Origin of the sequence: Streptomyces chrestomyceticus JCM 4735 (genome assembly GCF_003865135.1) — a bacterium.
GTDB classification, from domain to species: Bacteria; Actinomycetota; Actinomycetes; order Streptomycetales; family Streptomycetaceae; genus Streptomyces; species Streptomyces chrestomyceticus.
Map to the genome: position 1 here is coordinate 6,241,810 of NZ_BHZC01000001.1, position 24,787 is coordinate 6,266,596.

A 24,787-nucleotide genomic window follows, 5' to 3' on the forward strand; every position below is an offset into this window, starting at 1 on the left:
GACCCGTTCCTATCGGCCCGCGAACGCGTCGTTCTTGATGACGAGGCGTTCCCCGATGTCATCCGGGATGACCAGTTCCAGCCGGACCTCGGGCGCTCTGACCCCGGGGACCTTGCTCCGGTGCACTGCGCAGGTGACGCCTGCCCGTCGCAGGTCCTCGGCCACCGTCTCCCGGCCGTGACGTTTCCAACGGTCACGGAAGGTGTCGCCGGTGTCGACCACGACCCAACGGCCCCGTTCCGCGGTGCCGCCTTCGAGGGACCACTGCGGATCGCGGTCCACGGCGGGCGGATACTCCCGCACCCTGACCGGTTCCGCGCCGAACGCCCCGGTGGCAGCGTCCACCAGACGGGCGTAGACAGCCTCGGGGTCCGGAGCGCCCAGACCGCCGCTCCGGCAACTGCGACAGCGCAGGTAGGCGTAAGCGCGTCGCTTTGTCTGCGTTCGGTGCACGGTCATGTTCGTGCCGCAGTCGGCGCACAACAGGGTGCCCAGAAACTCGGTCGCGCCGCCCGTCCTCCGAGGCGGCTGGGATTTCGTACGCGCGTCGAGGGCCGCCTGGAGGGACTGCCACTCCGCTTCCGTGAAGACGGAGTCCGCCACCTTGACCGGATTGCCGTCCCTGCCAAGGACGATCTTCGATCGGCGGATACCGCCGCTCTTGTCCTCCTGGACCCGGAGTCCCCTGAGCGCCGGATTTCTCAGCCTGCGCAACAACGTGGAGGTGGTCCAGCTTCCACCGCCCCCGGTGGGGATCCGGGCCCGCGTGAGCACGGCGGTCATGCGGCGCGCCGACACGCCACGACGCGCGGCGCCCAGACACCATCGGAGCACGCGGTACGCCTTCGGGTCGATGACCAGCGTGCCGCGGTCATCGATGGCGTAGCCGTACGGCGGCTTGCCGACCAACCAGTCCGGCTGCGCCCTGGTGTAACCCCACAGGCTCGTCACGCGACGGCTGTTCCCCGCCGTCTCCAGTTCGGCGATGCCCGCGATGAGCCCGGCCATGGTTCTGCCGGCCGGACTCAACAGGTCGATCGTGTCGTGCAGGGACACCAGATTCTTGCCGTGTCCGAGACACCAGTCCGTCATCGTGCTCAGATCGGTCAGCCGACGGATGAAGCGGTCGAGCCTCCAGATGAGCAGGACGTCGAAATCCGGCGCCCTGTCGTTGAGCCAGTGCCCCAACTGCGTGCGTTTCCACGGCGGGACCTTGGTCGCGGAGACATTCAGGTCGCGGGCGACGCCGACGACCCGGTAGCCCCTTTCCAGTGCGAGGACGCGCAGGTCGAGTTCCTGCCGGACGGGCGAAGTGGTCTCGGCCGTGAGGACGGACAGTCGCACGGACAGGAGGGCCCGTGGCGCGTCCGGTGGAAGCCGTCTCTCCTCCTCTTCTAACTCTCCCAGCAACTGCAGGTCAGTCATTCTCCAAACCACGTCCGCGACGCGGGTCCGCGGCTCGTGTGTCCCCTGCTTCGTCATAAGCTCACCAACGAGGAAAGGGTGGCCTTGGATGTGACGTGTGTCCATCCGTCGCAGATGGACACGCGCTTCCAGATCGGCCCGACGAGCGAGAAGTCGCTGCGGATGAACGTCGTCAAGTAAGCAAGCGTTCCGGGCCGCGGCATGTGCGCGGCAGTGCCCATATCGGGTGCGAGGGGGAGAAAACCGTATGGAGTCCACGGGTGGGGCGTCGCTGTCCAAGGAGCGTGAACAGCGTCAGGTGCCTGAGCCTTACGCGCCGGGTGAGGGGTGTCTGACGCGGGTGGTCCGGTTGCCGGTGCGCATGGTCGTGCTGGTGGTTGTGGTGCCGGTGCGCATGGTGTGGGACGTGCTCGCGGCCTGTGGGCGGGCTCTGCACCGTGGGGTGCTGCGTCCTGTGGGGCGCGGGCTGTCCTGGCTGGGGCATCTCCTCGTCGTCGCGCCGCTGGCCTGGGTGTATCGCTGGGTCCTCACGCCGGTCGGGCACGGCATCGCGTGGGCCGTGCGGGCTTTCGGTACGGCGCTGGCCTGGCTGGGCAAGGCGGTTTTCTACTGGCCTTGGGTTGCTCTGGGGCGGTATGTGCTGGTGCCGGTCGGGGTGGCCGTCGCCTGGCTGGTCCAGCAGCTGGTCGTGGTGCCGGCGCTCTGGGTCTACCGCTGGGTGCTCACGCCGGTCGGGCACGCCTTCAGGTGGCTCGGCGGTGGTTTCGCCCGGCTGGTGCGCGGGCTGGGTGCGGGGCTGGCCTGGCTCGGCCGGCATCTGGTCGTGCTCCCCGCCCAATGGTGCTACCGGTACGTGTTGGCTCCCATCGGGCACGGCATCGCCTGGACGGCCCGCGGCATCGTGGCCGCCGTCGCCGCCCTCGTACGGTGGACGGTCGTCGTACCGGCCGTCGCGGTGTGGCAGTACGTGCTCGCCCCGGTGGGCCGGGCGGTCGGCGCCGCCGTGACCGTCGTCGTACGCGAGACCGGTGCCGCGTTCGGGCACTGCTGGCGGGTGGCCGGGTACGTGTCGCGGGCCGTCGGCCGGGCCCTCGGCGCACTCCTGCGGTGGATCTTCGTCGAGCCGTTCCGCTGGATGTACCGCACCGTCCTCACCCCGGTGGGCCATGCCGTACGGGACGGCCTGTGGCGCCCGGTGCGGCGCGCGGCGGGCGCGGCCGGCCGGTCCGTGCGGGAGGCGCTGGCGGCCGCCCGGCAGTCCGTACGGCAGACCCGTGCCGACCTCCGCCGGGCCCTGTTCGGAGCACCGCGACAACCGGAGCGCGCCGCGGTGCCGCAGCCCCGGCGGGAACCCGCGGTACCGCCGGCACGTACTCTAGGTAAGACGTCCGGGCGCGACGTGTCCTCGCCTGGGCGGGGGCCCGGACCGGGCGACGCCGGGTAGGCGTCATCCGGACGGACCGTCCCCGCCCCGCGCGGGGTGACGTCCGGCAGCGCCCTCACACCAAGGAGAAGTAACACTGGGCAAGCGACAGCCCGAAGGCCCGCCGCCCGCACCGGCGGTGCAGCGCATCCGACTGCGCTACACCAAGCGCGGCCGCCTCCGGTTCACCAGCCACCGCGACTTCCAGCGCGCTTTCGAGCGGGCGCTGCGCCGCGCCGAGGTCCCCATGGCGTATTCGGCGGGCTTCACCCCGCACCCCAAGGTCTCGTACGCCAACGCCGCGCCGACCGGTACGGGCAGCGAGGCCGAGTACCTGGAGATCCAGCTCGCCGAGCGCCGCGATCCGGCCATGCTCCGGGAGCTGCTGAACGAGTCGCTGCCGACGGGTCTGGACATCACCGACGCGGTGGAGGCCCGTACCTCCGGCCTCGCCGACCGGCTGCAGGCGTCGGTGTGGGAGCTGCGGCTCGACGGCGTCGAGCCCGCCGAGGCGGCCCGGGCCGCCGAGATGTTCCTCGCCGCCGAAGAAGTACAGGTCGAACGCCGTACGAAGAACGGCATGCGGACCTTCGACGCGCGCGGCGCGGTCACCCGCCTGGAAGCCGTCGCCCCGGAGGGCGATAGGCCGGACGGCAAAGCCTGTGCGATACTGCGGCTGGTTGTTCGGCATTTGACACCTGCCGTACGACCCGACGACGTCCTGTCCGGCCTCCGAGCTACGGCCGACCTGGCGCCGCCGGTCCCCGCAGCGGTGACCAGGCTGGCGCAGGGGCTGCTCGATGAGGAGACCGGCGCGGTGACCGACCCGCTCGCGCCCGACCGCGACGCTGCCGAGGCCGGCACAACAACGGCCACCGGCTGAGTGCCGCGAGGCGCCGGACGGTCCTGTCACAGGACCGCCGTCGTCGCGTCGCCGATCAGCCAGGGAGCCACCCCGGCCCGGCAGACGCACTGACCAGCAGACTTTCGCCGGTCCCCGACCTACGGGCCCGGCGAGCGAGACGACAGCTCCCGTGCGGCGCCCGCGCCCCGGAGGGCGGCACCGTGCAGCACCGGCGGGCCGCGTCCGGAATCAGGCGCGGCGCCCGGGAGCGTGACGGGAGAACCGCCCGCATGCTCGAACCCATTGAGCCCAACGAACCCAGCGGCCCTTCGGAGCAGTCCTCCGAGGGCGGCACCCCCAGCGACACGCTGCCGCCGCGCCGCCGGCGCCGCGCCGCCTCCCGGCCGGCCGGCCCGCCCTCCGGGGCGGCGAGCGCCGCCGCCGGGAGCCCGGTGACCGCGGACAGCGGCACCGGAACCACCGGCAGCGCGGCCGCGAGCGCCGCGCCGGACGACCAGGGCGCCGCCTCCACGGTCGTCTCCGGTGACGACGCCAAGCCGGCGCGCACCCGCCGCCGTGCCACCCGTAAGGCCACCGCCCCCGCGGGCTCCCCGCAGGCGGCCGAGGCCGCGCCGGCCGCCGCCGAGGCGCCCGCCGCCGCGCCGGCCCCGCAGGAGACGCAGCCGGCCGCCGAGGACGAGGCGCCGAGCGCCCGCCCCCGCCGCCGCGCCACCCGCCGTGCCTCCGCCCCCGCAGGCTCGCCGGCCGCCGAAGCGCCCGCCGGGACGCCTGCCCCCGAGCCGCAGGCCGCGTCCGGTGAGCAGGCCGCCGTGCCCGCCGCCGAGGCGCCCGCCGCGTCCGACGACGCCAAGCCCGCCCGTACGCGCCGCCGTGCGACCCGTAAGGCCACCGCGCCCGCCGGTTCGCCGCAGTCCGCCGCCGAGCAGCCGCAGGCGGCCGCCCCGGCCCAGGCGGACGCCGAGGCCGAGGACGAGGAGACCGAGGAGACCGCCGCGGCGCAGGCCCCGGCAGCGGCTCCGGCCGCCCCCGCCGAGGACACCAAGCCCGCCCGTACGCGCCGCCGCGCCACCCGTAAGGCCACCGCCCCCACGGGCTCCCCGCAGGCGGGCGACGCCGCGGAGAACGCCGCGCCCGCCGCTTCCGGGGACGAGACCGCCGAGGCGCCCGCCTCCGGTGACGCCCCGCGCCGCCGCTCGCGCCGTCGTACCGACCGTGCGGCCGAGGCCCCGCAGCAGGAGCAGCCCGCCGCCGAGCAGCGCGCCGAGGCGGAGACCGCGCCGGAGGAGCCCACCCGCGGCTCCCGCCGCCGTGACCGCCGTCCGCCGACGGCCGTGTTCCAGGCGCCGGTCTTCACCGAGCCGATGTTCCAGACCCCGGAGACCGCCGCCGCGGCTGCGGCCGCCGCGGCCGAGCAGGCCGCCGAGGAGCCCGCCGCCGAGCAGGACGAACAGCCCGCGTCCGGCCGCCGCCGTCGCCGCCGGGGCGCCGCCGCCGAGCCCGAGCAGCAGCCCGCGGCCGAGCAGGCGCCCGCCCCGAAGGCGGAGCAGGCCAAGCCCGTCCAGGAGGCGCAGGACGCCGACGAGGACGAGAACGACGACGCCGACGACGAGCGCGACAGCGCGCAGGGCGACGACGAGTCGGGCGACCGCCCCTCCCGCCGCCGCCGTCGCGGAGGCCGCCGCCGCCGTCGTGGCGAGGCCGCCGACGGCAGCGACGAGCAGCCCGAGGACCGGCCGTCCGACGCCGGTCAGCCGGCCGCCGAGGAGGAGCAGGCCGAGCAGGCCGCGCCCGCCTCGGACGACGACGACCAGCAGGGCGGCGGCTCCAGCAGCAGCCGCCGGCGCCGGCGCCGCCGCCGTCGCAGCGGTGACCTCGGCGACGGGGACGCCGCCCAGGGTGGCGACGACCCGGAGCGCACGGTCGTCAAGGTCCGCGAGCCCCGCAAGAAGGACGAGCCGTCCGACGAGGTCCAGTCCATCAAGGGCTCGACGCGTCTGGAGGCCAAGAAGCAGCGCCGCCGCGAGGGCCGCGAGCAGGGCCGCCGCCGGGTGCCGATCATCACCGAGGCGGAGTTCCTGGCGCGCCGCGAGGCCGTCGAGCGTGTGATGGTCGTCCGCCAGAGCGGCGAGCGCACCCAGATCGGCGTCCTGGAGGACGACGTGCTCGTCGAGCACTACGTCAACAAGGAGCAGGCGACCTCGTACGTCGGCAACGTCTACCTCGGCAAGGTGCAGAACGTCCTGCCGTCGATGGAGGCCGCCTTCGTCGACATCGGCAAGGGCCGCAACGCCGTGCTGTACGCGGGCGAGGTCAACTTCGAGGCGCTCGGCATGGCCAACGGGCCGCGCCGCATCGAGACCGCGCTGAAGTCCGGCCAGTCCGTGCTGGTGCAGGTCACCAAGGACCCGATCGGCCACAAGGGCGCCCGGCTGACCAGCCAGGTCTCGCTGCCCGGCCGCTACCTGGTCTACGTGCCCGAGGGCTCGATGACCGGCATCAGCCGCAAGCTGCCGGACACCGAGCGGGCGCGGCTGAAGCAGATCCTGAAGAAGATCGTCCCCGAGGACGCGGGCGTCATCGTCCGTACCGCCGCGGAGGGCGCCAGCGAGGACGAGCTGCGCCGCGACGTGGAGCGCCTCCAGGCGCAGTGGGAGGACATCCAGAAGAAGGCCAAGGCGGGCTCCACCAGCTCGCCGAGCCTGCTGTACGGCGAGCCCGACATGACCGTCCGGGTCGTCCGCGACATCTTCAACGAGGACTTCTCCAAGGTCATCGTCAGCGGTGACGAGGCGTGGCAGACCATCCACGGCTATGTCTCGCACGTGGCGCCGGACCTGGTCGACCGCCTCCAGAAGTGGACCTCGGACGTCGACGTCTTCGCGACGTACCGCATCGACGAGCAGTTGATGAAGGCGCTGGACCGCAAGGTCTGGCTGCCGTCCGGCGGTTCGCTGGTGATCGACAAGACCGAGGCCATGGTCGTCATCGACGTCAACACCGGGAAGTTCACCGGTCAGGGCGGCAACCTCGAAGAGACCGTGACCAGGAACAACCTGGAGGCGGCCGAGGAGATCGTGCGCCAGCTCCGGCTGCGCGACCTGGGCGGCATCGTCGTCATCGACTTCATCGACATGGTGCTGGAGTCCAACCGGGACCTGGTGCTGCGGCGGATGCTGGAGTGCCTGGGCCGCGACCGTACGAAGCACCAGGTCGCCGAGGTCACCTCGCTGGGCCTAGTCCAGATGACCCGTAAGCGGGTCGGCCAGGGCCTGCTGGAGTCCTTCTCCGAGCCGTGCGTGCACTGCAACGGCCGCGGCGTCATCGTCCACATGGACCAGCCGTCCTCGGCCGGCGGTGGCGGCGGCAAGCGTAAGAAGAAGGGCAAGGGCGGCGGCTCCGGCCAGGACCAGCAGCAGCACGACCACCAGCACCACGACGAGCACCAGGACGCGGAGAGCGCGCGGGCCGGTGAGCACCCGGAGCTGGAGCCCGTCGCGGTGACCGAGGCGGAGCTGCAGCCGACGGTGGACGGCAGCGACGAGTGGTTCGGCAGCCCGGCGGAGGCCGAGGCGGCAGCAGGCGGCGTACGCGGCCGAGGCCGCCGTCGCGCCAGCCGCAAGGTGTCCGCCCCGGCGGGCGCGCCCAAGGCGTCCGAGGCCGCCGCGATCGTGGTGGAGGCCGCGGAGCCCGCGCCGGCCGCCGAGCCGGAGCCCGTCGTGGAGCCGGAACCGGCCGCGGAGCCCGCGCCGGCCCGTCCGCGCCGCCGTGCGACCCGTAAGGCGACCGCTCCCGCGGGTTCGCCCAAGGTCGCGGAGGAGGCCCCGGCGGCGGAAGCCGCACCGGAGCCGGCCGCCGAGCCCGCGCCCGAGCCGGCCGCCGAAGCGGTCTCCGAGGCCGTCGAACCGGCCGTGGAGGCTCCCGCCGAGGCTGCCGCGAGCAGCGACGCCGTCGTGAGCACGGACGCCGCCGAGGCCGTCGAGGAGGCCGCCGAGGAGGCGCCCGCCAAGAAGACCGCGGCGAAGAAGGCGGCCAAGAAGGCGCCCGCGAAGAAGACGGCGGCCAAGAAGACCACCACGGCCAAGAAGGCGGCGGCGAAGAAGACCACCACCGCCAAGAAGGCCGCGGCGGAGAAGGCCCCGGCCAAGAAGGCCGCGACCAAGAAGACCACCGCGAAGAAGGCCACGACGAAGAAGGCGGCGGCCAAGAAGACCGCCGCCGCCGAGCAGGCCCCGGCCGCGTCGGTGTCGGCTTCGACGGAGGACTGAGCGGGGCGGACCGTGCCCCGGGCCGTACGTGCCCGGGGCCGGTTTGACCCCCAGGTCAAGGCCCCGTAACCTTGACCGTCGGCGTCTGTAGTACGCCAAACCCCTGAGCAAACACCTCCCGGTCCGCCGGGGGAGGCCGCTCGTCCATTCGGATTTCACGGGATCGTCTCGAACCCGTGTGGGCGGCTGGCATCAGTGGTCCCGTATCTAGCGAGAGAGTGAGATCCGCGTGTACGCAATCGTGCGTAGCGGTGGCCGTCAGCACAAGGTTGCTGTCGGTGACATCGTCGAGGTTGACAAGATTTCTGCCGGCAAGGTGGGCGACGCGGTCGAGCTCTCGACGCTGCTCGTCGTCGACGGCGAGTCGGTTACCAGCGACCCGTGGGTGCTGGCCGGGGTGAAGGTCCAGGCGGAGATTGTGGACCACCACAAGGGCGCCAAGATCGACATCCTGAAGTACAAGAACAAGACCGGCTACCGCAAGCGGATCGGTCACCGCCAGCAGTACACGGCGATCAAGATCACCGGCATCGACTCGCCGGCGAAGTAAGGGACTGAGGAGACATGGCACACAAGAAGGGCGCATCGTCCACTCGGAACGGTCGCGATTCCAATGCTCAGCGGCTCGGCGTGAAGCGCTTCGGCGGTCAGGCCGTCCTCGCCGGTGAGATCCTGGTCCGCCAGCGCGGCACCCACTTCCACCCGGGCACGGGCGTCGGCCGCGGCGGCGACGACACCCTGTTCGCCCTGGCCGAGGGTGCGGTGCAGTTCGGCACCCACCGCGGCCGCAAGGTCGTGAACATCGTCCCGATCGCCGAGTGACCCACCACTTCGGCATCGAGCGATAGCTCAGCAGCACCACTCCGAGGGCGGACCGCCTCTCCCCGCAGTACGCGGGAAGGCCGGTCCGCCCTTGGCGTGTTAGTACAGAGACAATTCCGTCGTATCTGGAGGCATCCCCACCATGACCACCTTCGTGGACCGCGTCGAGCTGCATGTCGCCGCGGGTAACGGAGGCCACGGCGTGGCCTCCGTGATGCGCGAGAAGTTCAAGCCGCTCGGCGGCCCCGACGGCGGCAACGGCGGCCGCGGCGGCGACGTGATCCTGGTCGTCGACCAGGACGTCACCACGCTGCTGGAGTACCACCACCACCCCCACCGCAAGGCCACCAACGGCCAGCCCGGCGCCGGTGACCACCGCGCCGGCAAGAACGGCCAGGACCTCGTCCTGCCCGTCCCGGACGGCACCGTCGTCCTGGACAAGCAGGGCAATGTGCTCGCCGACATGGTCGGCCAGGGCACCACCTTCGTCGCCGGGCAGGGCGGCCGCGGCGGCCTCGGCAACGCCGCGCTGGCCTCCGCCCGCCGCAAGGCCCCCGGCTTCGCGCTGCTCGGCGAGCCCGGCGAGGCCCGCGACATCGTGCTGGAGCTCAAGACCGTCGCGGACGTCGCGCTGGTCGGCTACCCGAGCGCCGGCAAGTCCTCGCTGATCTCGGTGCTCTCGGCCGCCAAGCCGAAGATCGCCGACTATCCGTTCACCACCCTGGTGCCCAACCTCGGCGTGGTCACGGCCGGTTCGACCGTCTACACCATCGCGGACGTCCCCGGTCTGATCCCCGGCGCCAGCCAGGGCAAGGGCCTGGGTCTGGAGTTCCTGCGGCACGTGGAGCGCTGCGAGGTGCTGGTGCACGTGCTGGACACCGCGACCCTGGAGTCCGACCGCGACCCGGTCTCCGACCTCGACATCATCGAGGCGGAGCTGGCCCAGTACGGCGGCCTGGACGACCGGCCGCGGGTGGTCGTCCTCAACAAGATCGACATTCCGGACGGGCAGGACCTCGCCGACATGATCCGTCCCGACCTGGAGGAGCGCGGCTACCGCGTCTTCGAGGTCTCGGCCGTCGCGCGCACCGGCCTCAAGGAGCTGTCGTACGCGCTGGCCGGCATCGTCGCCGAGGCCCGCGCCGCCAAGCCCGTCCAGGAAGCCACCCGGATCGTCATCCGCCCGAAGGCGGTGGACGACGCGGGCTTCACGGTCACCCCGGAGGGCGAGAACTTCTTCCGCGTCCGCGGCGAGAAGCCGGAGCGCTGGGTGCGCCAGACCGACTTCAACAACGACGAGGCCGTCGGCTACCTCGCCGACCGCCTCAACCGCCTCGGCGTCGAGGACCAGCTCCGCAAGGTCGGCGCGCAGGCCGGCGACGGCATCGCGATCGGCCCCGAGGACAACGCGGTCGTCTTCGACTGGGAGCCGATGATGGCGGCGGGCGCCGAGATGCTCGGCCGGCGCGGTGAGGACCACCGCATGGAGGCGCCGCGCCCGGCCGCGCAGCGCCGCCGCGACCGCGAGGCGGCGCGGGACGAGGCGGAGGACGAGTACCAGGACTTCCGTCCGTTCTGACCGTCCGGTCCCGTGGACGTACGTGGGTGAGAGAGGCCCCCGGTGCTCCCGGGGCCTTTCCCGTGCCGTACGCCGTGCTGTGCCGTCAGCGGCCGATGAGGCGGGCCGTGGGAATCCGGCAGGCGCCCGCCGGTCGCCCTGCCGTAGATTGCGGTGGTACGGAAACACCCGTACGGCACCTCCCGGACCCGGGACCGGCCGTACGCGGCGGCGCACAGGCGAGCACAGGGGTAGGCAGTGGCAGGCGCAAGGCAGGACGTGACGGACGCCCGCAGGATCGTGGTCAAGGTCGGTTCGTCCTCGCTGACCACGGCGAGCGGCGGCCTGGACGCGGACCGGGTGGACGCGCTGGTGGACGTGCTGGCCAAGCACCAGGACAAGGAGATCGTGCTGGTCTCCTCCGGCGCCATCGCGGCCGGCCTGGCGCCCCTGGGCCTGGACAGGCGGCCTCGGGACCTCGCCCGGCAGCAGGCCGCCGCCAGCGTCGGCCAGGGCCTGCTGGTCGCCCGCTACACCGCCTCCTTCGCGCGTTACGGCCGCCGCGTCGGCCAGGTCCTGCTCACCTCGGACGACACCAGCCGCCGCGCCCACTACCGCAACGCCTTCCGGACCCTGGACCAACTGCTGGCCATGGGCGCCGTGCCGATCGTCAACGAGAACGACACCGTCGCCACCGACGAGATCCGCTTCGGCGACAACGACCGGCTGGCCGCCCTGGTCGCCCACCTCGTACGGGCCGACCTCCTGGTGCTGCTCTCGGACGTGGACGGGCTCTACGACGGCGACCCGAGCCTGCCCGGCACCTCCCGGATCGCGCAGGTGAGCGGTCCGGCCGACCTGGAGGGCGTCTCGATCGGCAGCGCCGGCCGGGCCGGCGTCGGCACCGGCGGCATGGTCACCAAGGTCGAGGCGGCCCGGATCGCCGCCGCGGCCGGCATCCCGGTCGTGCTGACCTCCGCCGTGCACGCCGCCGACGCCCTGGCCGGCGGCCCCACCGGCACCCACTTCCTGCGCACCGGCCGCCGCTCCGCCGACCGGCTGCTGTGGCTGGCGCACGCCTCCACCCCGCGTGGCGCGCTGGTGCTGGACGACGGCGCCGTCGAGGCCGTCGTCGAACGGCACTCCTCGTTGCTGCCCGCCGGTATCGCCTCCGTGGACGGGGAGTTCAGCGCCGGCGACCCGGTCGAACTCCGGGACACCGCGGGCCGCGCCGTCGCCCGCGGCCTGGTCAACTTCGACGCGCGGGAGATCCCGCGGCTGATCGGCCGTTCCACCCGTGACCTCGCCCGCGAGCTGGGTCCCGCGTACGAACGCGAGGTCGTGCACCGGGACGATCTGGTCGTACTGCACCACTGACGGCCGTCACAACAGGGAAACAAGTGGCAGGAAAGATCCAAAGACCAGCCTTTCCACGGAGACCTTCTCGAAAATGCCCCCGCGACGGCCCGCGGGCTGGTCAACTTTGTTGCGGGGACGGCGTCCGGGGAGCGCCGTCCGTCGCGCGCGAGTGCGCGCCGAGGGACAGCAGTGCCGGACCACTGCCGAGGAACCGCCCGCGACCGGGCCCCGGAGCAGCGCGATCCGCGGGGACCCGGGCGGTCCGTACGCGGCGGCGCGTCCGGCGGCGGGCCGGTGCCGGTGACGGACGACAGCACCGATCGGCTCCGCCCCCGTGGGTACGGGCGGAGCGCTACGCACAACGGGAGGCCGCCGGTGAGACGAGGGCGCTCAGGGGCGCTGCCCCGAGGGACGGCGGAGCGCACACTGACCAGCGTCGGACCCGCCGGACCGGCCGGCGGTTCCGCGTCCGGGGACCGTGCCGGGCCGGGCCGGGCGACGTCCGAGCGGCCGTCGCCCGGGCGCCGCGAGGCGTCCCGGCTGTGGCACGTGACCCTCAGCGTCTCGGGGGCCGAGGCCCCCGTCCAGGAGGTCCGGCGGGCGCTGGAGCAGCTCGCCCACGACCACCCCTTCCTGCTGACCAGCCGCTACGCCAACGACCACGCCGAGATCCGCTACTGGGAAGAGGCCCGCGACCTGCACGACGCCGCCGCGGTCGCCCTGCGGCTGTGGGGCGAGCACCGCTCCTCGGCCGGGCTGCCGCCGTGGGAGATCGTGGGCCTGGAGGTCATCGACCGGGAGACGTACCACCAGCGCGTCGCGGAGGGGTACGGGCCGCCGCCCGCGTCCCGGGTGGGGGTGCATCCGTACTGAGCGGTGGGGGCGCCCGTACGGGCGGGTGGCGGACCGCCGCGTCCCGCCAGGTGGAACGTGGCCGGGCCGCGCCCCGCCGCCCGGTTACGCTTTCCGCCATGACCAGCGAATCAGCGCACTCCTCACCCGTCATCGAGACCGCCCGGCGCGCCAAGGAGGCGGCGGCCGTCCTGGCGCCGCAGCCGCGCACCGCGCGCGACGGCGCGCTGCTCGCCATCGCCGACGCCCTGGTGGCCCGTACCGAAGAGATCGTCGCCGCCAACGCCGGGGACGTCGCCAAGGCCCGGGCCGCGGGCACCGGCGAGTCCCTGGTGGACCGGCTCACCCTGACCCCCGAGCGGGTCACCGCGATGGCCGCCGACGTCCGCGACGTGGTGGCGCTGCCCGACCCGGTGGGCGAGGTGCTGCGCGGCTCCACCCTGCCCAACGGGCTCGACCTGCGGCAGGTCCGCGTCCCGCTGGGCGTCGTCGGGATCATCTACGAGGCCCGGCCGAACGTGACCGTGGACGCCGCCGCGCTGTGCCTGAAGGCGGGCAACGCGGTGCTGCTGCGCGGTTCGTCCTCCGCCTACGCCACGAACAGCGTCCTCGTCGAGGTGCTGCGGGAGGCGGTCGCGAGTGTCGGGCTGCCCGCCGACGTCGTCCAGTTGGTGCCGGGGGAGAGCCGCGACTCGGTGCGCGAGCTGATGCGGGCGCGCGGCCTGGTGGACGTGCTGATCCCGCGCGGCGGCGCCTCGCTGATCCGTACGGTCGTCGAGGAGTCCACGGTCCCGGTGATCGAGACCGGCACCGGCAACTGCCACGTGTACGTGGACGAGCACGCCGACATCGACATGGCGCTGGACATCCTGATCAACTCCAAGGCGCAGCGGCCCAGCGTCTGCAACGCCGCCGAGACGGTGCTGGTGCACGCGGGCATCGCGGAGACGTTCCTGCCGCGGGCGCTGGAGGCGCTGACCCAGGCCGGGGTGATCGTGCACGGCGACACGGCCTGGCAGCAGGCCGGTCCCGGCCTGGTCGCGCCGGCCACGGACGAGGACTGGGCGGCCGAGTACCTCTCGTACGACATCGCCGCGGCCGTCGTGCAGGACCTGGACGCCGCGGTGGCGCACATCCGCCGCTGGTCCTCCGGGCACACCGAAGCGATCGTCACCACCTCGCAGGCGGCGGCCCGCCGGTTCACCCAGCTCGTGGACTCCACGACGGTCGCGGTCAACGCGTCCACCCGCTTCACCGACGGCAGCCAGTTCGGGTTCGGCGCCGAGATCGGCATCTCGACGCAGAAGCTGCACGCCCGCGGTCCGATGGGGCTGCCGGAGCTGACCTCGACGAAGTACATCGTGACCGGGGACGGTCACACGCGCTGACGGTACGGGGCGGGGGCTCCGGGCGGGCCGGGGGCTCGCGCGGGCCGGGCCGGGTCTCGCGTGGGCCGGGGCCGGTGCCGCGCTCCGGTCCGCGGCCGAATTCCCGTGCTACCCGCCCATGACCGACCGGGCCGGGCTAGTCTGGACGGGTGCCGGACGACGTGGGGGGCAAGCCGTTCCCGGACGGCGAGGAGCCCGACGAGCACAGTCAGCCGAGCCACGGGGCAGCGGACGAGGACTTCGCCTCCGTGGTCCTCGACGAGGACTTCGTGCGGTCCGCGCGCTTCCACGAACCCACCGCGGTGGAACGGATGCTGGCCGCCGCCCAGGCACGAGCGGAGGCCGACGCCGCCCGCGCCCGCCCGGGGTACGGCACCGATCCGGACGCCGACGACCCGGCCGGCCGGTCCCGTGCCACGGGCCGGCGCTACGGCCGCGGCACCGGCGCCGCCCGCGAGCGGGACGCCGACCCGGACGCGTACGGCCCCCACGGACCGTACGGCCCGTACGGCGGCGCCCTGCGCCCGTACCGCGGCAGCGTCCGCTGGCACCGCCCGGTGGCCTGGGTGCTCGCCGTCCTCATGGGCATCGGTCTGGTCGCGCTCGCGTTTTCCGCGGTCTACCGCGGCGCGTCCGGCGGGCGCACGCAGACTCCGGCGCCGCCGCCCGCGACCAGCGGGGTGGACGGTGTACCGCCCGTCCGCTCCAGCCTGGTGCCGTCGGCGTCCGCCTCGGCCGAGTCGACGCCGCCGCCCGCTTCCGCCGCTCCGCGCGCCGGCTGAGACGCGGGAGCCGTGCGACGGCTGAGCGGTGGGGGCCGCGTGCCGGCTGAGGTCCGGGAGCCGCGCGGCAGTTGACGTCCGGGGCCCGTACGCCCTCCGGGGGCGCCGGGCGGCTCCCGTGAGCGGGACCGGCCGCCGCAAGCGGGGGCACAGCTCCGGCAGAATCCGCCGAACTTGTCCCGTACCAGGGCGTTTACCGGCGCCTCCACAGACCTACTCTTGTGGTATGGCCGGTGCTGGTGACCCTCCCGAAGGGACCCCCGAGGGCGCCGCGGGAGGCGGAGAGGACGAATACCGATCCGTCGTCTTCGACGAATCGTTCGTACGAGCTGCACGCCTTCAGGAGTACTCGGCGAGGGAGCGCATGGAGGACCACGCACGGGCCGTACGCACCCGGCACGCCTGGGCACGGCTCGGCGGCGCCCGGCAGGCCGTGCTTCTCGCGCTGCTGATCCTCATCGCCTTCGGCACCGCGATCTACATGGGGGTCCGCCACCCCTACCGGCCCCCCGAGCCGATGGCGGCGGAGCCGCTGCGGTCCACGGTCGTGCCGCTGGCGCCGGAGGGCACCGTGCCGGGCGGCAAGCCGGCCGACCTCTTCGCGCGCAGCCCCGCGGCGCAGTACCGCATCGGCGCGGCGGGCGTGAACCTGCCCGCGGTCTCGCGGACCGAGCACTTCTCGGACGGCCAGGTCGTCTCCGCCCTGACCCTCGCCAAGAACTACCTCGTGCGGTCCTCGATCGACCCGGCCACCCTGACGGGCGGCTCCGTACGGCCGGTGGGGCTGCTGCTCGATCCCGGCCAACTCGACCAGTTCGACCGGAGTCTGGCGCACCCGGCCGACGACGGGCGGCACGCGGCCACCGGCTGGCTGACCCGCTTCGACCCGGACGAGGTGGAACTGGCCGACACCGATGTGCGGGTGACCGGCACCCTGTCGGCCACCGAGGTCGGCGCGGACGCGCTGGAGGTGAGCGCCGACTTCACCTTCGCGTACGCCGTACGCCCCGCGGGCGCCGGGACCCGTGCCGGTGCCAAGGCCACGGCAGGTCAACAGGCCGCCGCCGCCTCGCTGTTCACCGTCCGCCGTGAACTGCGCTTCCGGATCAGCCGCGACGACCTGGACGACCACCGCCTGGAGGTGCTGCAGAGCAGCCTCCAGGCAGGGCCGATGTCCTGCTCCGCCGACGCGTCGGGCACCTTGCGGCCGCTGCTCGCGGGGCAGCGGGCCGGGGACGCCGGGCCGGCGGCCACCGACCCGTACGCCCGCGGCCGTTCGAACACGGGGCTGTGCGGGAAGCTGGCGGCTACTTCCCAGCCGAGCCCGGCTCGTCCGGACCGTTAGCGCCGTCCGACCCGTTCGCGCCGCCGGAGCCGCCCGTGCCCCCGGAGCCGCCGGGCCGGGAGCCGCCGCGGAAGACCGTGTCCCGCAGCTTGCCGCCGAGATCCCCGGCCCCGCCGGCTATGTCGCGCACCAGGCCCATCAGCGGGTCCTTGCTGGTACGCACCGACTCGGCGTAGTGCGCGGCGGACTCACGGAAGGATTCGGACACCGAGGTGTCCTTGTCCTCGTCCTTGCGCGGGTAGTGGCCGTCCATGATGCGCTGGTAGTCCCGGCTGGCCGCCCACTTCTTCAGCTCGGCCGCCCGCACGGTGGTGAACGGGTGGCTGCGCGGCAGCATGTTCAGCACCTTCAGCACGGAGTCGCGCAGGTCACCGCCCGCCTCGTACTCCTCGGCCTGCTTCAGGAACGCGTCCACGTTCATCTCGTGCAGGTGGTTGCCGCCGGCCAGCTTCATCAGTCCGCGCATGGACGCCTGCAGGTCCTGCCCGACCAGCAGTCCGGCCCGGTCGGCGGACAGCTCCGACTTGCGGAACCACTCGCGCAGCGCCGTCACTATCGCCATGATCGCGACGTTGCCCAGCGGGATCCAGGCGACCTTCAGCGCCAGGTTCGTCAGGAACAGCAGGATCGTGCGGTACACCGCGTGACCGGACAGCGCGTGGCCGACCTCGTGGCCGATGACCGCACGCATCTCCTCCTCGTCGAGCAGCTCGACCAGGCCGGTGGTCAGGACGATGATCGGCTCGTCCAGCCCGATGCACATGGCGTTCGGCACCGGGTCCTGGTTCACGTACATCGGCGGGACCTTCTCCAGGTCCAGGATGTAACAGGCGTCCCGCAGCATGTCGTTGAGGTGCGTGAACTGCTGGTCGCTGACGCGCACCGAGTCCGACAGGAACAGCAGCCGCAGGCTGCGCTCCGGCAACAGGCCGCTGAGCGTCTTGAAGACGGTGTCGAACCCGCTGAGCTTGCGCAGGGCCACGAGCGCGGAACGGTCCGCCGGGTGCTCGTAGGCGCGGGACGAGATCCCCGGGAACCGCCTGCGGTCCCGGCTCGGTACGCGCTCGCTGCCGCCTGGGCTCTCCGTCATTGGGGCCTCCCCCTGTTCGACTGCGTGTGATTCAGACTAGAGGACGCCACTGACAGCCATTTGGATGCCCAGGCGTACGCTGGCGAGCGCACCGGGGCCCGCAGATGCCCACATGCCCGTACAAAGGGAGCGCTTCAGCCATGCCGAACCCGAGCGTGCTGCTCGCCGCCGCGGCGGAGACCTCGAAGAACGACGGCCCGGGGTGGATCCTGCGCACCGTCCTGATCGTCGGCATCCTCGGCGCCGTGTTCCTCGCATGGGTCCTGCTGCGCAATTACGGGAAGGACGACCACGACGACCGGGACTGACCCCGCCCCTTCCCGGACGGCCCACCCGCCCGCGGGCCCGGAACGGCCCCGCGGACGGGCGTACGAACGCCCTCCCGGCGGAGTCGGCGTGAGACACGGGTGAGCTCGCGCATACGATGTGGCGGAAGTCTCTGTCCGACCCCATCCCGGATTGGTTCTGCCGACGATGAGCCTGCACACCACCGCACAGCACCTGGTCACCCTCGCCGAAGGCGGTCAGGAGGGCGGCGCGCACGAGAGCCTGAACCCGTTCGTCACGGGTGGCGGCGCCCTGATCGCCCTGCTCCTGCTGCTCTGGATCACCACCCGCTTCAACCGGGACCGCTGAGGGCGGGCACCGGGACCCCGGCACCGCGCAGCGCCCAGTAGGGTCTGCACGCATGGGAGAGCAGACAGGGCCCGTGAAGCGGCGGCTCGGAGTGATGGGCGGGACGTTCGACCCGATCCATCACGGACACCTGGTCGCCGCCAGCGAGGTGGCCAGCCAGTTCCACCTCGACGAGGTCATATTCGTCCCGACCGGGCAGCCGTGGCAGAAGAGCCACAAGACGGTGTCGCCGGCCGAGGACCGCTATCTGATGACGGTCATCGCGACCGCGTCCAACCCGCAGTTCTCCGTCAGCCGGATCGACATCGACCGCGGCGGCAAGACGTACACCATCGACACGCTGCGGGAGCTGCACGAACAGCACCGTGACGCGGACCTCTTCTTCATCACCGGCGCCGACGCGCTCGGCCAGATCCTGACCTGGCACGACGCGCCGGAGCTGTTCTCGCTCGCCCACTTCATCGGGGTGACCAGGCCCGGGCACATACTCGCCGACCCCGGGCTTCCCGAAGGGGCGGTGTCCCTGGTCGAGGTGCCGGCGCTGGCCATCTCCTCGACCGACTGCCGGGCGCGCGTCGCCCAGGGGGACCCGGTCTGGTACCTGGTGCCGGACGGCGTCGTGCGCTACATCGACAAGCGCGACCTGTACCGCGAGGACCTGACCGGCCACGACGGCCGTTGACATCTGTTGCCGACGGCCGCCGACGACGGCCGCCGACGGGGCTCACGGAAAGGGGCACCGGTGAACGACCGACACGACCCGTACGTGCCGCGGGACCCGTATGCCCAGGACCAGCAGGGGCAGCCGGGGTACACCTACGACGCCTACGGGCAGCCGGTGTACCCGGAAGCGCCGCAGCAGGCCGCGTACGACCAGTACGGGCAGCCGGTGGGCTACGACCCGTACGGCGCTCCGGGCCAGTACGACCCGTACGGCCGGCAAGGCGGGCAGCCGGGCACCGGGCAGCAGATCCCGGGGCAGCAGGTTCCGGGCCGGCAGGTCCCTGAGCAGCCGGGGGCGGGCCAGGGGTACGGCTACGACCCGTACGGCCAGCAGCAGGTGCCGCAGCAGACGCCTCAGTACCCCCAGCAGTACGACCCGTACGGGCAGCCCCAGCAGTTCCACCAGCCCCAGCAGCACGGTGTGCCGCAGCAGGCTCAGCAGCAACAGCAGCAGGGCTGGATCCCGCAGCAGTCGGCGCAGCCCTCGTACGAGCAGGTCTCCTGCCAGGAGCCGGAGCACCAGCCATACGGGCAGCCCGCCCAGGACACCGCCCCGCAGGCCCCGCGCGACGGGGCGCCGGGGGCCGCGGGAGCCCCGGGCCGTGCGTCGGCTCAGAGTGCCGCCCAGGGCCCCGGGAGCGCTGCGGACGACACGGACTACCGCACCGAGCAGTTCTCGTTCATCGAGGAGCCGACCGAGGACTCCGAGGACGTCATCGACTGGCTCAAGTTCACCGAGAGCCGTACCGAGCGGCGTGAGGAGGCCAAGCGGCGCGGCCGCAGCCGCAAGGTCATGCTGATCGTGCTGCTGGTCCTGCTGCTCCTCGGCGGCGTCGGCTATCTCTGGTGGGCGGGCAAGCTGCCCGGCCTCTCGGGGCCGGGGCGGGCACGGAGGCCGGGGGCGCCGGACAGAAGCGCGATGTGCTCGTCGTGCACCTGAAGGACCCCAAGGGCAACAGCTCCACCGCGCTCCTCGTGGACAACGAGAGCACCCACAAGGGCACCACCGTCCTGCTCCCGAACAGCCTGGCGGTCTCCACCGAGGACGGCGGGTCCACGACGCTGGCCAAGTCGGTCAAGGACCAGGGCATCGACCCCACCAGGGAGGCCCTGAACACCCTCTTCGGCGCCGACATCAAGGCAAGCTGGCGGCTGGACACCCCGTACCTGGAGAACCTGGTCGAGACGACCGGCGGCATCACGCTGGACACCGACACCACCGTCCCCGGCGCCAAGAAGGGCGACGGCCCCCTCGTCAAGCAGGGCAAGAGCCAGGAGCTGAACGGCCAGGCGGCCGTGGCGTACGCCACGTTCCAGGGGCCCGGCGAACCGCAGACCAAGCAGTTGGAGCGGTTCGGCCAGGTGATGCAGGCCACCATGAAGAAGGTCTCCAGCGACGCGGACGGCGCCACGGCCACCGTGAAGTCGCTGCTCCAGGTGCTGGACCCGCCGCTCACCGAGGCGGAACTGGGCAGCTCGCTCGCGCAGCGCGCAGAGCTGGCGAAGTCCGGCGCCTACGGGACCACCCTGCTGCCGGTGCAGCAGGACGGCACGCTGAGCCGGCAGGCGGCGGACGGTGTGGTCAAGGAGGTGCTCGGCGGCACGGTCAAGAAGACCGACCCCAGCTCGACCCCGAGGGTCAGCGTCCAGAACGCCACCGGCAAGAAGGAAGCGACCGACAAGGCGCGGATCGCCCTGGTCAACGGCGGGTACTCCTTCGTCGAAGGCGGCACCGCGGCGGCCAGGCCGGCCTCCGAGGTCACGTACGCGGACGCCGCCCAGAAGGCGAAGGCCGAGGAGGCCGCCAAGACGCTGGGCCTGCCGGCCGGCGCGGTCAAGCAGGGCAAGGCCGCCTCGAACGCCGACGTGACGGTGGTGCTGGGGCAGGACTACAAGGGCTGAGGGGCACCGGACCGGAAGGCCGGTGCCCGGTGGTCCGGGGGCGGTACGGGGCACGGAGCCCGTGCCGCCCCCGGCCGCATCCGGGGCTGTGGCGCCCGTGCACAAAGCCCGAGGGGAGTGTCGGCGGTCCGTGAGACCCTTGGTGGGTACCTGACCATCCATTCCGAAAGCTGGACTGTGACCGCCACCGACCGCTCCATCGAGCTGATCAAGGCCGCCTCGCTGGCGGCCGCCGACAAGCTCGCGCACGACATCATCGCGTACGACGTCAGCGACGTGCTCTCGATCACCGACGCGTTCCTGCTGGCCTCGGCCCCCAACGACCGCCAGGTCAAGTCGATCGTCGACGAGATCGAGGAGCGGCTGAACAAGGACCTGGGCGCCAAGCCGGTGCGCCGCGAGGGCGACCGCGAGGCCCGCTGGGTGCTGCTCGACTACGTCGACATCGTCGTCCACGTCCAGCACAGCGAAGAGCGCGTCTTCTACGCCCTCGAACGCCTCTGGAAGGACTGCCCCGAGCTGGACCTCCCCGAGGAGGCCAAGGCCACCCGCGGCAAGGCCGCCGCGCACGCCGAGGCCACGTCGGCCGAGCAGGACGGAGACCTGAGCTGAACGGGACCAGCAGCGGCCGTGGCCGCCGGATAGTCCTGTGGCGCCACGGCCAGACGGCGTGGAACCTGGAGCGCCGTTTCCAGGGCTCCACGGACATCGAGCTGACCGAGGAGGGCGTGGCGCAGGCGCGGCGCGCCGCCCGGCTGCTCGCGGCCCTCAAGCCGGACGCGATCATCGCCTCCGACCTGCGCCGGGCCGCCGCCACGGCCCGTGAGCTGGCGGCCGTCACCGGCCTGGAGATCACGCACGACCAGGGGCTGCGCGAGACGTACGCGGGCGCCTGGCAGGGCCTGACCCACGAGGAGATCGTGGCGCGGTACGGGGAGCAGTACGCGGCGTGGAAGCGCGGCGAGCCCGTACGGCGCGGCGGCGGCGAACTGGAGACCGAGGTCGCCGACCGCGCGGCCCCCGTCGTGGAGCGCAGCGCCGACAAGCTGCCGGACGGCGGCACCCTGGTCGTCGTCAGCCACGGCGGCACGATCCGTACGACCATCGGGCGGCTGCTGGGCCTGGAGTCCCACCACTGGGAGGGGCTGGGCGGGCTGTCGAACTGCTGCTGGTCCGTGCTGGGCGAGGGTGCCCGCGGCTGGCGCCTGATGGAGCACAACGCCGGCACGCTGCCGGAGCCGGTGCTCGGCGACGACGACTGAGCGGTCCCGCGGCCGGTGCCCGGGGCCCGGTGGACCGCCGCTCCGGGGCCCGGAGCGACCGGATTTCACATTTGGGCTGGTCGCAGGCTAGAGTTCTTCTTGTTCGCGGCGCCGCCGGGGAAAACCCCGGAGGAGCGGAACAAGACCCGGGGCTATAGCTCAGTTGGTAGAGCGCCTGCATGGCATGCAGGAGGTCAGGAGTTCAATTCTCCTTAGCTCCACACCTCGGATGATCCCGTCTCCCACTCTGGGAGGCGGGATCATTTCGTGCACGGACGGGCGCACGAACCGGTGCGTAACGGGGTAGACCTCGCCAGGGGCCCGCGATACGGGACCACGCGGCCCGCCCGCGTTCCACGCCGGTCCCTCCGGCCGCCGTACGGCGGTGTGCTGGTACAACGGGTACGGCGGCGGGACTGACCCGGTCGGCGGTCCGTGGCAGAATTCGGACGGCGCCGGCAGGGGAGGAGAGAACGCGATGCCCACGAGCATCATGGAGGAGGTCGACGACCTGCTCGATGCGACCGCTCCCGCGCAGAGCGCCGGCCCGCTGCCCGAGGACGCTCCCCGCCCGGCCCGCCCCGCCCGTGGCGCGAACGGCACCGGCGGCGCCGTGCTCCAGTGCCCCTCCTGCGGCTCGGCCCACGTGGCGCAGATGCTGGGCGACAACGGCGGCATCTCGTTCGTCTGTACGGCCTGCGGCCATAGCTGGAGCTGACTGATGGGCGCTCACAGCAGGAAATGCGACTGGTGCGGCAGCGGGACGCCGATCGTCCGGGACATGGAGCCGCTCAACCCCGAGTACCAGTACTGGTGCGAGGAGTGCGCGCGGGCCCTGGTCATAAAAGGCGACCCGATCGAGACGTACCGCGAACTCGACGGGGAGCCGATCTACGGGCGCCTGCTCGACGAACACTGCACGCTGAAGCGTTTCTATTCCTTCGCGACCGCCTGAGCGCGGTGCGTACGCCCGGCGGCGGGGCGGGTGGTGCGCGCCTGCGGTGCCACCTGGATCGTTGCCCCTGTGACGGTTCTTGACGGCCGCCCAGCTTTGGCCATGGATGGCCTGTCAGCTACCGCATGGGCGGGTTGAGCCGCCGTTGCGGGCATCAGTACGAAATTTCCGGGGGAACGCGGAACTCCGTGCGAAGGGCGGGGCGTTGTACGCGTGAAGCTGCCGCCGGAGACGGCCGGCGGCACGGGGGAAGCGATACGGGGGTCGCATCGTGAGTGATCTGACGATTCATCCTGTCCGGGAAGCGGTGCCGGACCGGCCGTCCGGCGCGCCGGCCAAGCGCGAAGCCGTGGCCGGACTGACACCCTTCGTCGACGAACTGCGCATACCGCCCGTCCTGCGGCCCGGCCGCAAGGAGGCGCTGCGCGGCATCGACATCGACCAGACCGCCACCTGGGTCCGGCTGCACTCCGAACTCCCGCCGACCAAGGTGTGGGCGTACGAGGGGCACTACCCGGGCCCGACGATCGAGGTACGCCGCGGCCGGCGGCTCCGCATCAACTGGCACAACCGTCTCACCGGCGGCTATCCGGTCACCGCCGCCGAGGCCAAGCCCTTACCGGGCGCGCCCCTGCCCACCGACGAGCCGGGCCGCGCGAACAGCACACTCGTGGAAGGCGTCGCCGATCTGCCGCCCTGGACGGTCACCCACCTGCACGGCGCGGTGACCGGCGGCGGCAACGACGGCTGGTCGGAGAACGCCGTCGCGCCCGGCGACTCCCAGCTCTCGGAGTATCCCAACGACCACCGCGCGACGAGCTGGTGGTACCACGACCACGCCATGGACATCACGCGGTGGAACGTCTTCGCGGGCCTGGCCGGGATGTACCTGGTCCGCGACGACGAGGAGGACATGCTGCAACTGCCCTCCGGCAGGCGGGAGATACCGCTGGTCATCCAGGACCGCAACCTCGACACGGACGAGGAAGGCCGCCTGACGGGCCGTCTGCTGCACAAGACGCAGGTCGTGGCCCAGGACAAGGACGGGAAGAACGTCTCCCTGCCCTTCACCGGCCCGTACACCCTCGTCAACGGGGTCATCTGGCCCCACGCCGACGTCGCGGCGTGCTGGTACCGCTTCCGCGTGCTGAACGCGGCGAACAGCCGCACCTTCCAGTTGCGCCTGGTGGACGACGCGACGGGCGCGTCGGTGACGGGCGCGGTGTGGCAGATCGGTTCGGACGGCGGCCTGCTGCCGCGGCCGGTCCCGGTGGACGGCCCGCTGTCGGTCGCGTCCGCCGAGCGGATGGACCTGCTCGTCGACTTCGGCCGGCTGCGCGGCCGTACGCTGCGGCTCGTCAACGCCGCGCCCGGGGTGACGTATCCGGACGTGATGCAGTTCCGGGTCGGGGACACGCAGGTGCGCGACCCGTTCGTGCTCCCGCAGGTGATCTCCCCGTCCTTCGAGCGGCTCACCCACGGCTCGGCGCCCCACCACGGGCACCGGCTCGTCGTCCTCACCCCGCCCGGTCCGGTCGGCAACTTCCACCCGGAGATGTGGGAGATGGAGGAGATCCCCGACACCGGCCTGAAGTTCCCCGTCGAGGGAGTCGTCCAGATCCACGGCCCGGACGGAAAGACCCGCACGTACCGCCGTACGGCCCGGATGTTCGACGACACGCTGAACCACATGGTCCGGCTCGGCGACTGGGAGCAGTGGAGCTTCCTGAACCTGGGCGGCGCCGGCACCCACCCGATGCACATCCACCTCGTGGACTTCCAGGTCCTCAGCCGCGACCGCTACCCGGCGGACGGCGACCCGAACAGCCCGTACGACAACAAGACCGGCGGCACCCGCGTCCCGCTCGAATACGGCGGTACGGCCCCGATATCCCCGGGCGACCAGGGCTGGAAGGACGTCATACAGGTCCCGCCGGGCCAGATGGTCAACGTGCTCGCCCGCTTCCAGGGCGCGACGGGCCGGTTCATGTACCACTGCCATCTGCTGGAGCACGAGGACATGGGGATGATGCGGCCGTTCGTCGTCATGCCGCGTGAGGTGCTCAAGTTCCATCATCACCAGCCGGGCGGGCACGGGCACGGCTGAGAGGGGGAGGGGCAGGCGCTGAGACGGG

General features: G+C 72.7%; 21 protein-coding genes, 1 tRNA gene and 1 pseudogene. 21 read left to right on the forward strand and 2 right to left on the reverse strand.

Translation table 11 applies throughout. The annotated features are described in order from the left end of the window. Nucleotides 1-9 precede the first annotated feature (9 nt). Nucleotides 10-1,425 (reverse strand): recombinase family protein, encoded by a 1,416-nt coding sequence (locus tag EJG53_RS27015; RefSeq protein ID WP_244955360.1) that lies wholly within the window; start codon nucleotides 1,423-1,425, stop codon nucleotides 10-12. A gap of 247 nt (nucleotides 1,426-1,672) precedes the next feature. Between EJG53_RS27015 and EJG53_RS27020 the strand changes: the two genes are divergently transcribed. From EJG53_RS27020 to EJG53_RS27070, 11 genes are all read left to right on the forward strand, one after another. Continuing rightward, on the forward strand, nucleotides 1,673-2,869 hold the full coding sequence (locus EJG53_RS27020) for a hypothetical protein (protein ID WP_125047064.1): 1,197 nt from the start codon (nucleotides 1,673-1,675) through the stop codon (nucleotides 2,867-2,869). A 118-nt stretch (nucleotides 2,870-2,987) separates the two neighbouring features. Next, nucleotides 2,988-3,731 (forward strand): TIGR03936 family radical SAM-associated protein, encoded by a 744-nt coding sequence (locus EJG53_RS27025; protein ID WP_125047065.1) that lies wholly within the window; start codon nucleotides 2,988-2,990, stop codon nucleotides 3,729-3,731. A gap of 251 nt (nucleotides 3,732-3,982) precedes the next feature. Beyond that, on the forward strand, nucleotides 3,983-7,978 hold the full coding sequence (locus tag EJG53_RS27030; RefSeq protein WP_125047066.1) for an Rne/Rng family ribonuclease: 3,996 nt from the start codon (nucleotides 3,983-3,985) through the stop codon (nucleotides 7,976-7,978). A gap of 229 nt (nucleotides 7,979-8,207) precedes the next feature. Continuing rightward, entirely contained in the window at nucleotides 8,208-8,528 is a 321-nt protein-coding gene (gene rplU, locus EJG53_RS27035; protein WP_031001886.1) for a 50S ribosomal protein L21, read from the forward strand. Nucleotides 8,529-8,542: 14 nt separating this feature from the next. Next, on the forward strand, nucleotides 8,543-8,800 hold the full coding sequence (rpmA, locus tag EJG53_RS27040) for a 50S ribosomal protein L27 (protein WP_030020524.1): 258 nt from the start codon (nucleotides 8,543-8,545) through the stop codon (nucleotides 8,798-8,800). A gap of 142 nt (nucleotides 8,801-8,942) precedes the next feature. Next, complete coding sequence (gene obgE, locus EJG53_RS27045; RefSeq protein WP_031001887.1) at nucleotides 8,943-10,379, forward strand: GTPase ObgE; 1,437 nt, start codon at nucleotides 8,943-8,945, stop codon at nucleotides 10,377-10,379. Nucleotides 10,380-10,616: 237 nt separating this feature from the next. Next, entirely contained in the window at nucleotides 10,617-11,735 is a 1,119-nt protein-coding gene (gene proB / locus EJG53_RS27050) for a glutamate 5-kinase (RefSeq protein WP_125047067.1), read from the forward strand. A 357-nt stretch (nucleotides 11,736-12,092) separates the two neighbouring features. Further along, on the forward strand, nucleotides 12,093-12,590 hold the full coding sequence (locus EJG53_RS27055) for a hypothetical protein (protein ID WP_030020521.1): 498 nt from the start codon (nucleotides 12,093-12,095) through the stop codon (nucleotides 12,588-12,590). Between the two features lie 98 nt (nucleotides 12,591-12,688). After that, on the forward strand, nucleotides 12,689-13,957 hold the full coding sequence (locus EJG53_RS27060; RefSeq protein WP_031001890.1) for a glutamate-5-semialdehyde dehydrogenase: 1,269 nt from the start codon (nucleotides 12,689-12,691) through the stop codon (nucleotides 13,955-13,957). A 149-nt stretch (nucleotides 13,958-14,106) separates the two neighbouring features. Further along, entirely contained in the window at nucleotides 14,107-14,739 is a 633-nt protein-coding gene (locus tag EJG53_RS27065; protein WP_125047068.1) for an SCO2584 family spore wall biosynthesis protein, read from the forward strand. A 226-nt stretch (nucleotides 14,740-14,965) separates the two neighbouring features. Beyond that, nucleotides 14,966-16,084, forward strand: coding sequence for an SCO2583 family membrane protein (locus EJG53_RS27070; protein WP_125047069.1), 1,119 nt, complete (start codon nucleotides 14,966-14,968; stop codon nucleotides 16,082-16,084). On the opposite strand, the gene EJG53_RS27075 is transcribed toward EJG53_RS27070, so the two are convergent. After that, nucleotides 16,047-17,174 (reverse strand): M48 family metallopeptidase, encoded by a 1,128-nt coding sequence (locus EJG53_RS27075; protein WP_125047070.1) that lies wholly within the window; start codon nucleotides 17,172-17,174, stop codon nucleotides 16,047-16,049. The two genes, EJG53_RS27070 and EJG53_RS27075, sit on opposite strands and share 38 nt — an antisense overlap. 140 nt (nucleotides 17,175-17,314) lie before the next feature. On the opposite strand from EJG53_RS27075, the gene EJG53_RS41215 reads away from it, so the two are divergent. From EJG53_RS41215 to phsA, 10 genes and pseudogenes are all read left to right on the forward strand, one after another. Continuing rightward, nucleotides 17,315-17,482 (forward strand): hypothetical protein, encoded by a 168-nt coding sequence (locus tag EJG53_RS41215; RefSeq protein ID WP_167515173.1) that lies wholly within the window; start codon nucleotides 17,315-17,317, stop codon nucleotides 17,480-17,482. Between the two features lie 166 nt (nucleotides 17,483-17,648). Further along, nucleotides 17,649-17,810 carry a hypothetical protein gene (locus EJG53_RS41220; RefSeq protein ID WP_031001894.1) on the forward strand — a complete coding sequence of 54 codons (162 nt, stop codon included), beginning with the start codon at nucleotides 17,649-17,651 and terminating at the stop codon, nucleotides 17,808-17,810. A gap of 52 nt (nucleotides 17,811-17,862) precedes the next feature. Next, nucleotides 17,863-18,492 (forward strand): nicotinate-nucleotide adenylyltransferase, encoded by a 630-nt coding sequence (gene nadD / locus EJG53_RS27080; protein WP_050510248.1) that lies wholly within the window; start codon nucleotides 17,863-17,865, stop codon nucleotides 18,490-18,492. A 60-nt stretch (nucleotides 18,493-18,552) separates the two neighbouring features. After that, nucleotides 18,553-20,435 (forward strand): annotated as a pseudogene (locus tag EJG53_RS27085) (LCP family protein). Between the two features lie 177 nt (nucleotides 20,436-20,612). Beyond that, on the forward strand, nucleotides 20,613-21,047 hold the full coding sequence (gene rsfS, locus EJG53_RS27090) for a ribosome silencing factor (protein ID WP_031001897.1): 435 nt from the start codon (nucleotides 20,613-20,615) through the stop codon (nucleotides 21,045-21,047). Further along, complete coding sequence (locus EJG53_RS27095) at nucleotides 21,044-21,697, forward strand: histidine phosphatase family protein (RefSeq protein WP_125047071.1); 654 nt, start codon at nucleotides 21,044-21,046, stop codon at nucleotides 21,695-21,697. The genes rsfS and EJG53_RS27095 overlap by 4 nt, the downstream gene beginning before the upstream one ends. Nucleotides 21,698-21,845: 148 nt before the next feature. Beyond that, nucleotides 21,846-21,918, forward strand: a tRNA-Ala gene (locus EJG53_RS27100). Between the two features lie 257 nt (nucleotides 21,919-22,175). Further along, a complete protein-coding gene (locus tag EJG53_RS27105) occupies nucleotides 22,176-22,415 on the forward strand; it encodes a hypothetical protein (RefSeq protein ID WP_125047072.1) in 240 nt (79 codons plus the stop codon). 3 nt (nucleotides 22,416-22,418) lie between these two features. Next, on the forward strand, nucleotides 22,419-22,652 hold the full coding sequence (locus tag EJG53_RS27110) for a hypothetical protein (RefSeq protein WP_031001900.1): 234 nt from the start codon (nucleotides 22,419-22,421) through the stop codon (nucleotides 22,650-22,652). Nucleotides 22,653-22,923: 271 nt separating this feature from the next. After that, on the forward strand, nucleotides 22,924-24,759 hold the full coding sequence (phsA, locus tag EJG53_RS27115) for an O-aminophenol oxidase PhsA (RefSeq protein ID WP_125047073.1): 1,836 nt from the start codon (nucleotides 22,924-22,926) through the stop codon (nucleotides 24,757-24,759). Nucleotides 24,760-24,787 lie beyond the last annotated feature (28 nt).